Origin of the sequence: Leptospira kemamanensis (assembly GCF_004769665.1) — a bacterium.
GTDB lineage: Bacteria > Spirochaetota > Leptospiria > Leptospirales > Leptospiraceae > Leptospira_A > Leptospira_A kemamanensis.
The window spans coordinates 1-7944 of sequence record NZ_RQGG01000047.1; the positions used below are offsets into that span (position 1 = coordinate 1).

At 35.4% G+C, this 7944-nt stretch carries 9 protein-coding genes; 3 read left to right on the forward strand and 6 right to left on the reverse strand.

Features of this window, described 5'->3' with window-relative positions:
* Positions 1 to 294 precede the first annotated feature (294 nt).
* Positions 295 to 561, reverse strand: coding sequence for a hypothetical protein (locus EHQ59_RS16115; protein WP_135620803.1), 267 nt, complete (start codon positions 559 to 561; stop codon positions 295 to 297).
* Positions 562 to 658: 97 nt separating this feature from the next.
* Entirely contained in the window at positions 659 to 1648 is a 990-nt protein-coding gene (locus tag EHQ59_RS16120) for a M14 family zinc carboxypeptidase (protein ID WP_135620805.1), read from the reverse strand.
* Positions 1649 to 1869: 221 nt separating this feature from the next.
* Here EHQ59_RS16120 and EHQ59_RS16125 point away from each other — a divergent pair, with 221 nt between their 5' ends.
* Positions 1870 to 2847, forward strand: a complete 978-nt coding sequence (locus EHQ59_RS16125; protein WP_135620807.1) for an alpha/beta hydrolase — start codon at positions 1870 to 1872, stop codon at positions 2845 to 2847.
* Positions 2848 to 2929: 82 nt separating this feature from the next.
* Here the strand turns inward: EHQ59_RS16125 and EHQ59_RS16130 are convergent, their stop codons facing one another.
* Positions 2930 to 3316 (reverse strand): hypothetical protein, encoded by a 387-nt coding sequence (locus tag EHQ59_RS16130; protein ID WP_135620808.1) that lies wholly within the window; start codon positions 3314 to 3316, stop codon positions 2930 to 2932.
* Between the two features lie 79 nt (positions 3317 to 3395).
* A complete protein-coding gene (locus tag EHQ59_RS16135) occupies positions 3396 to 3833 on the reverse strand; it encodes a MarR family winged helix-turn-helix transcriptional regulator (protein WP_135620810.1) in 438 nt (145 codons plus the stop codon).
* A 222-nt stretch (positions 3834 to 4055) separates the two neighbouring features.
* On the opposite strand from EHQ59_RS16135, the gene rnk reads away from it, so the two are divergent.
* On the forward strand, positions 4056 to 4472 hold the full coding sequence (gene rnk / locus EHQ59_RS16140; protein WP_135620813.1) for a nucleoside diphosphate kinase regulator: 417 nt from the start codon (positions 4056 to 4058) through the stop codon (positions 4470 to 4472).
* A gap of 34 nt (positions 4473 to 4506) precedes the next feature.
* Here rnk and EHQ59_RS16145 read toward each other — a convergent pair whose 3' ends face one another.
* Positions 4507 to 5127: a glycosyltransferase family protein gene (locus EHQ59_RS16145; protein WP_135620815.1), complete on the reverse strand. Its 621-nt coding sequence runs from the start codon at positions 5125 to 5127 to the stop codon at positions 4507 to 4509.
* A gap of 72 nt (positions 5128 to 5199) precedes the next feature.
* Positions 5200 to 6009 (reverse strand): OmpA family protein, encoded by an 810-nt coding sequence (locus EHQ59_RS16150; protein WP_244245585.1) that lies wholly within the window; start codon positions 6007 to 6009, stop codon positions 5200 to 5202.
* A gap of 191 nt (positions 6010 to 6200) precedes the next feature.
* Between EHQ59_RS16150 and EHQ59_RS16155 the strand changes: the two genes are divergently transcribed.
* Positions 6201 to 7886, forward strand: a complete 1686-nt coding sequence (locus EHQ59_RS16155) for a type 1 periplasmic-binding domain-containing protein (protein WP_244245586.1) — start codon at positions 6201 to 6203, stop codon at positions 7884 to 7886.
* Positions 7887 to 7944: the final 58 nt, after the last annotated feature.

The following is a 7944-nucleotide window of genomic DNA, read 5'->3' on the forward strand; positions in this document are numbered from 1 at the left end:
TCGCAACTTCAAGAAATTCGTTTGAGGGGTGCCAGTCAACCTCTCATTTTGTTGCACTTAATGGTTGAATCTGCTTCTTTAAAGAAACCTTCATATTCATCAAAATAATCAATGGCCAATCCATGCTCAAAAACGTTGGATACATTCACATAACAGGGAATCAACGCTAAAATTAATAAAAATGTTCCCTCACCTCGAAAACTTGGTCTTCGTATCAGCACAAAAACAATTTTTAGGACTGCAATTATATAAATGAACAGAGAGGCAAGATTCAATAGAACAATGGCATTCATATCAAGTCACGGGAACCAAGAGTTCTTTCCTTAGGCTTATCAAAAAACAAATCGAAGAGAGAAAGTAAAAGCTGTGTTCTAATAAATTAAAGAAGTCTGGAAAATAACATCCTTCTATAACGGTAAAGATATTACTAAACCAGATACAAAGAAAACCGAGTAATAAAAATTTATAATTAGGGATCAATCCGAGCCAATACAAGCGGATCAAAATCAATAATCCGATACTATCAAATACAAGATTTAATACTTCACTCAACTGATACATAAAGATAGCTCTAGGAAATTTCCTAGAAAAAAAAGAATAACAGAGAAAAGGGAAAGGTAAAGAGAATATTTAAAAAATGAGGTGAAATTCTGGTTTTTTAGGACAATTCAGATGAATTTTGTTTCGCCAATCGCATAACATCACATAAAAATTTTCGATGGCTGATGATGGATTTTTGTTTTGACTCGCGAGCAGGATTGAATATACCCCGTTTCCGAAAAATTTTCCAAGGGTCAATTTTAATATCAGACCAGGTTCCAATTTCCAAGGTAAGCGGTAAAAATCGAGACTTAGGTTGTGTGGAGTTTGGATGTTTCGAATTTTGAAAGAGATCATAAAGCCGATCCCAAAGATCTCCGTGAGTCGTATATGTTTCACTTTGTGGTCCAAACCGATACAAATAATGATTTAAGGAGCTCGTGAAATGGTGTGCCATTTTTTGGAATAAGGGTTCATCGGCACATGGTTCATGTGTGCTTGCATACGGCCACCAAACATGGTCTACTGTTCCAAAACCAGAATGAATGTCCACGACCGGAATCATTTCATTCTCTGCAGGTAGAAGGTATTCATAAAAAAATCGATCCAATACTCTTGATTCTGATTGCAAAACATTCCCTCGAAAATAAGGGAAAAAATTGGAATACTTATGCCCACCAAAAAAAAATGGAACCTTCACTGCTTCAACACCAGAGTTACGCATCAAATCAACACCTTTCGGATTGGAGCGACGTTTCATAGCAACGCCACCGGGATTCAATATGGGAATACATACAATTCCCAATTCACCATTTTTGATTTCATTGTATAAAACAGATGTTTTGCGAACAAATAAATCATCCAAAAAATCTAATAAAACTCGGATTCCAATCGTCTCCAATCCATGTACGCCTGCAACAAGTCCTGATAAATTTTTTTTGATGGCTTTTGGTTTTCCAATCTCCAAAACATAAATCGGAAATCGAAACCCTTCTTCCGTTTTGCTTGAAAATCCAAATTGTTTTAATCGAACCAGTTTCCCACCTAATTTTACGATCTTTAAAATTCGATTTTCATAACGATTGAGTCGTTTCATTCCACGTAACATAATTTCAATCCTATTCCAATTGAGTGAAGAAACATTTCATCCAAGGAGGTGATTCTCATGTTTTTAATGGGTAGGAAATTCATAAATGCGAATAATTGATTTGATGTTACATTTTGATGACAAATTTACATAAAGGGATCATTGAAATCTTTGACAAGTTAAGAAGAAGGAATTGCAAAGTGGGAATCTTCTATAAAAATAAAAACAGAGACTTCAATTTCATGCAACGGAAATCAAAACCAACTTCCAAACACAAAACTACTGCTAAAACAAAATCAAATTATAAAGAAGAATTGATTTTTGTGAATGGGATTAACCTGAATGTAGGAATTTGGACAGGGAAACAAACTCCTATCATTTGCCTACATGGATTATCTGGTAATTTGCATTCACTGAAAAGTATTGCAAAAACATTGAACCAAAAAGGCCATCAAGTCTTTTGTTATGACTTACGTGGCCGGGGTCATTCTGGCAAACCTCCCACTGGTTATGGATTTGAAAATCACATCAAAGACCTACATGAATTGATTTTGCACTATCAACTAAAAAACCCAATCCTACTTGGTCACTCCTTTGGCTGTATGATTGCACTTCGTTATACAATCCAGTTTCCCAACGAAATCAAATCCATGATTCTAATGGACGGCGGTGGCATTTTATCCTTAAAAAAACGAATCCAGATCTTAAAAGTTTTAAAACAATCCTTTGATCGATTGGATGTAACATTTCCAAGTCCAGAATCGTATTTGCGTTTAGTTCAAAATTCCCCTTTGATTCCGAAATGGACGAAGGATATTCAAAACTATTTCGAATTGGAATTACAAAGAACTAATGATGGATATGTATGCCATATGCCAAAATTTGTGATGGAAGAAGAACTGAAAGAAATGGGTGGATCCATTGAAATTTACAAAGTGTTAGTTCAGTTGATACTACATCCAATCCAAACGATACAAAAAATCAAAAAAAATAAGAACTTAGATTTTGAATCCATCCAAGTTCCCACTCTGATCTTACGAGCAACACAAATGAATTTATTTCCTAATGATAATTTGTTACCAGCTGATGCCTTCCAATCCATGCTCACACGAATTCCAAAGGCAAAAGGATTCGAAATTCAAACAAACCATTATGGAATCGTATTTGATCCATCGAAAGAGAGAGACAAATTGATTCTTCAATTCATCAATGAAAAATGAAATCGAACCAAACAAATCTTAAGATTCAATCAATAAGATAGTTTGATTCGAAATTTCATTTGATAAAAAAGTATTTTTCGATTTATACTTTTTCAGCGGCCACTAATGCATGTATCAATTTCCAATCTCCCCCTTCCCAGACAAAGGAATATTGAGTTTGAAATTTCATCACAGCACTTCGTAACTCTGCATTGACGATTCCAAAATGGTCCAATATTGAAGAGGAATTGATTTGGACTTTTCGTTCAACTCCACCCAATTTCCCATCACGTAACGACTGTAAGTATGATTCTTTATTGGCACAAATAACAGAATCTGTTCCTTTTACATGCACATGATCGGAATAGTTCTTATGGAATCTATCTTCTAAAGGATTCACGTTTCTTTCGTCAATGTTTTTGACCATAGCCATAAAAACGTCTTCCAAACTTTTTACTGAATTTTCTACTAAACTTTGATTTGTATTCATATTTCCCCCTGAAACATATAAATCCATGAAACTTGGCAAAGCCATATTGTTGCTATAGCAACATATAGTATAAAAAAATTTAACTTAATGATGCATCATAAATTTCATCAATGATACGTTTGAATGTCGAAAAATCTTGTTTGTTCAGTTTTTTAAACATTCTACTACGTTCTTTCTCAATTTTGGGAACCATGATTTCGTAAATTTGAATTCCCGTTTTTGTGGGATACACCTTGTGTTTTCTTCGATCTTCTGGATCTGATTCAATTCTGATCCAAGATTTTTCTTCCATATTCCGAAGTGCCCTTGCCATTGAAGGACGATCATCAAAATCCCTTCCCAAGTCCGATTGGCTACATCCAGGTTGTTTGATTATTTTCACAAGGACGAACCACTGTTCTGGAAATAATTCCAAACCTTCATCCATGGCTAAACGCATAAACTGTTTTCGTAACGCACGAACTGTGCGATAGATCAAATACGCATAAGAATTTTCTAATTCAAACTCATTCCCCATATGTTGCTATAGCAACAATATTGAATGTAGAAATTTCTGTCTACTGAATTTTTTGGATCGCTTTGTCACGAAGAAACAAAACGATTCCTCAAATTTTGATTATGGATGGCCTTTCCCTTTGCATTTCCCACCTTTCACGGTAGAATCGAAAGCTTCCCGTTGACAGAAAAACAGTCATAAATAAACTAAAAGTTTTGTGCTTAACAAAATAGGAGATAAAACGTGAAAACTAGAAAAAAAATATTAGTAACTCATTTTGATTATATTCGTTTGAAACAAATGGTTTCAGAATATTCAAAAGAAAATAAAACAGATGCAAACTTGGACGATTTACTAGGGGAAATTGAAAGAGCTCAAAAAGTGGACTCAAATCAAATTCCGCCAAATGTCGTAACAATGAATTCAAAAATTGAAATCAAAAACCTAGATGAAATTGATTTTCAAGAATTCCAATTGGTATTTCCTGAAGATGCCAACACTGAAGGAAATCAAATTTCCATCTTAGCACCTATTGCCACTGCTTGTTTGGGTTATAAAGTTGGTGACGTGATCGATTGGAAAGTACCCAGAGGTGTTTTTCAATTCCAAATCACCGGAATCAAATACCAACCGGAAGCAAACGGCGACTATCACCTGTAAAACGAATTTGTTTCGTTTTAAATGAGAAACGCAACTACTTTTGATATAAAGCAAAAAGGAAAGACGAAGGTAGTTGCAGTTTTTTCCCCAATTTTAATAGAAAATTAAGCAGTGTTTGTTTGTAGATTCCATTTTTATGATATCGATGTGTGGATGTAACGGCCTCGTAGGACAACAAAACAGGTTTGCATTGATTCAAAAAATTTTGACTTAACTCTGTATCTTCAAACAAATACTGAGAACTCAAATCCTTTTTCCATAAATTCGGATGAAAGAAAATACAATGATCTAAATAAACAATTCCTTTTCGCAAAACACGAATTTGATTGGAATACCAGGAGATCCAATGCAAAAAGAAATGTTTTTGATCAAAGGAATGGGTAAAACCTCCCCACTCCCCAACAGTTTCTTTGATTTGGCTTTTACGAATCAAATATTCTATCGCTTCTTGTGTCAGTTTGGTTCGCGGATGATGGAATAAAATCAAATCACCCTTTGCTCGATGAAAACCTAGGTTTAACCTCTCCGCTCTTGTAAATGCTTCCTTTTGGCTCACCAAGATGATTTCAACATCTTGGTGATTTTGAAACGGCAAAAGGGATTCTTTGTAATAAATATTCTCATCGTGATCCGTGGGAACAATGATACTTAACATTGCAAAACTTCAATTTGTCTTTTTAAACTCTTCTCATGTTTTGAATCCAAACTTTGTTCCCGAATAGAATCTTTAGTCTTTGACAAGGTAAATCGAAATCGCTGCTTGATTCTCTTCTGGTTTGTCCGTTGATGCATTTTTATTCTCTCGTTCCGACATAAAAGAAGATATTTTATCATCTGAAATCGATTCTAACACAAGGATTTGGCGAATTTCATCAAATCGACGTTTTACGAGTCGCGTTTGGTATGCGATATCACCGGTCGTATGAGACTTACCAACTAAGATAATTTTAAAATTTGTTTCCGATTTTAGCAATTCCCGAGAAAGCAAGATGAGTTTTTCTTTTGTTTCTTCCGTAAGTTTATAATCATCGGGTGGAAAGGAAATGGATTGGATTGGAGAAGCACTCCCATTCGCTTGCCAAAAAGAAAACTTGGATGATTGGCCTTGGTTTGGATTTTGTTTGATCAGGGAATCAACTACAATTTGTTTAGGACACACCAAACTGATCTCAGACGAAGAAGTGAAAGAAATCAAAAACCCTAAAGTCGTATACAAGATGTCCAAAGGTTTTGCATATGCATTTGTTTCGACAACAAAAGTATCTGTTGGATTAAGATTCGAATCCATTCCAATGTTTTGTGTGTAAATAGGAAGTAAAAATAAAACCCTGTAGGTTCGTGTTTCCAATTTTGTATCACAACTTTGGTTCACAGTAATTGGAATGTGTTTTTTCTTTTCCAATGGAATTCCATTCCAAGAACATGCCATACTCAAAATCCCAATACATAAACAACTCAGTGTTTGTTTCCAATTCGCTTTCATTGATTTTTCCATCATAAGGAAAGTTTTGCGATTGGCAGTTATGATGAAAACCATTTTCTCAATGTTTTTGTAAGGTAATTGGGTTTTGCTTCGATTATCCAATTCCCCCCATGAAAATGATGAGAGACCAAACGTAACTTCAGTTTTTAAGTAGAAATAAATTAACCACTCTACAAACTAACAGGATGCGCATTCATTTCCTCTTATTCCTTTTGCCATTTTGTCTTTTTTGCAAACCACCTGAAATGAACAATGGCTGTGATCCCAAATCCAAGTCCTATCTTTTGGGGTCTCTCATACGTTATGTCACGGGTGATGTTTCGCCTTCTTGTTTGCCTTCCTTTTTACCTGCGGAAATCGATTATTGGGGGGTTTTCGGTGGTAGTGCCACCGTCAATTCCATGGAAATATATGGCAATGAGCTGATATTAGGTGGTTCTTTCACTGCACTAGGTCCCAATGTGGGCTCCACTTATTTTTTAGATACAAATACTGGAAAAATCATCTCTAATTTTGAATGCCCTTATCTAAAAGCTAATGATTTATCTAGAGCCGTTGTTTCCGATGGAAGTGGTGGTTATTACATAGCTGGTAACTTCACTTATGTTAGAGGGACATCAAGGCAAAACATAGTGCACATGTTACCAAATTGTAAAATTGATGAAAATTTCAAACCAGATCCAAATTCATCAGCTAATATATACTCAATGGTTATGTACGGAGACAAACTTTATATTGGTGGAGTTATCACTACTTGGCAAGGTAGCGCAAGAAACAATTTTGTTGTGATCAATCGATTTAATGGATCATTAGATCCTTTTGTCATCGATGCAAGCTCCGCTGTTGAAAAACTTTTGTTAATTGAGAATAAACTTTATATTGCAGGTCAATTTGCAATTATCAATGGATTTGGCCGTGACCGTATTGCAAGGATTGATTTAGATAGTTCAACACTTGATAGTTGGGTTCCGGCTACAGCACAAAATAGTACAGTCAGAGCTTTGGCTACCGCTACAATCGCTAGTACACCTGCCCTGATAGTGGGAGGTGCTTTCACTACACCAAGAAATTATGCCTTTGCTTTAGATTTTAATGGGAACTTACTGCCATGGAATCCCAATCCAAGTGGGATCGTTGATGCAATAGCAGTGTCAAATAACAAAGTATATTTGGGTGGATCGTTTACCTCTGTGAATGGAGGAACTGCTAGAACTAACTTTGCTGTTATAGACACAAATGGAGGGAACGATTTAGGATTCAATTATGGAGTGAATGGAAATGTCCACCAAGTAATCGAAAAGAATGGAATCATATATTTGTTTGGTAACTTTACTCTCATCTCGGGTGAAACTCGTAATTATGGTGCAAGTATAGATTCCAATACCTCAGCGCTAACTGGTTGGAATCCTAATTTTTTGAATCCATTCCAATACCCTTCAGCGGCCGCTGGTTTTTCAATAGATGGAAGTCGCATGTTGATTCCAGGTGGAATCGGAACAGTTAATTATGTGAGCCGTTCGAATATTGCATCGGTTTATTTAGATACAGGATACCCAACCAATTGGTCTCCTTCCATCAATAACGAAGTGAGTGTCCTTCATATCAAAAACAATCAGCTATTTTTAGGTGGTAACTTTACAACCATTAGTGGGCAAAGTAGAACAAAATTAGCCGTTTATCAGTTGCCATCATTTGAATTATCTTCTTTTAATCCAATCGTCACACCAGGGATTGTTACAAATTTAATCTCCGATGATAATAATATTTATTTTGGAGGTACATTTACGACTGTCAATGGATCAACAAGAAATAACGTTGCAGCGTTTTCACTAAACAACTTTAGTTTGACAAACTGGAATCCAAATGCCAATAGCCAAGTGAGTGCCTTACTTAATTTAAACAACTCTGTATTATTGCTCCAGTTCAGATGAAACGGTAATTTTAAAGTCCTAAATTAAGCTAATCCCAATTACCGAAAATGGAGATTAG

What these genes read in the sequence shown, in the direction of transcription:
- EHQ59_RS16115 (WP_135620803.1), bottom strand. Translation starts at nt 561, where the DNA reads ATGTATCAGTTGAGTGAAGTATTAAATCTTGTATTTGATAGTATCGGA.
- EHQ59_RS16120 (WP_135620805.1), bottom strand. Translation starts at nt 1,648, where the DNA reads ATGTTACGTGGAATGAAACGACTCAATCGTTATGAAAATCGAATTTTA.
- EHQ59_RS16125 (WP_135620807.1), top strand. Translation starts at nt 1,870, where the DNA reads ATGCAACGGAAATCAAAACCAACTTCCAAACACAAAACTACTGCTAAA.
- EHQ59_RS16130 (WP_135620808.1), bottom strand. Translation starts at nt 3,316, where the DNA reads ATGAATACAAATCAAAGTTTAGTAGAAAATTCAGTAAAAAGTTTGGAA.
- EHQ59_RS16135 (WP_135620810.1), bottom strand. Translation starts at nt 3,833, where the DNA reads ATGGGGAATGAGTTTGAATTAGAAAATTCTTATGCGTATTTGATCTAT.
- EHQ59_RS16145 (WP_135620815.1), bottom strand. Translation starts at nt 5,127, where the DNA reads ATGTTAAGTATCATTGTTCCCACGGATCACGATGAGAATATTTATTAC.
- EHQ59_RS16150 (WP_244245585.1), bottom strand. Translation starts at nt 6,009, where the DNA reads ATGGTTTTCATCATAACTGCCAATCGCAAAACTTTCCTTATGATGGAA.
- EHQ59_RS16155 (WP_244245586.1), top strand. Translation starts at nt 6,201, where the DNA reads ATGAACAATGGCTGTGATCCCAAATCCAAGTCCTATCTTTTGGGGTCT.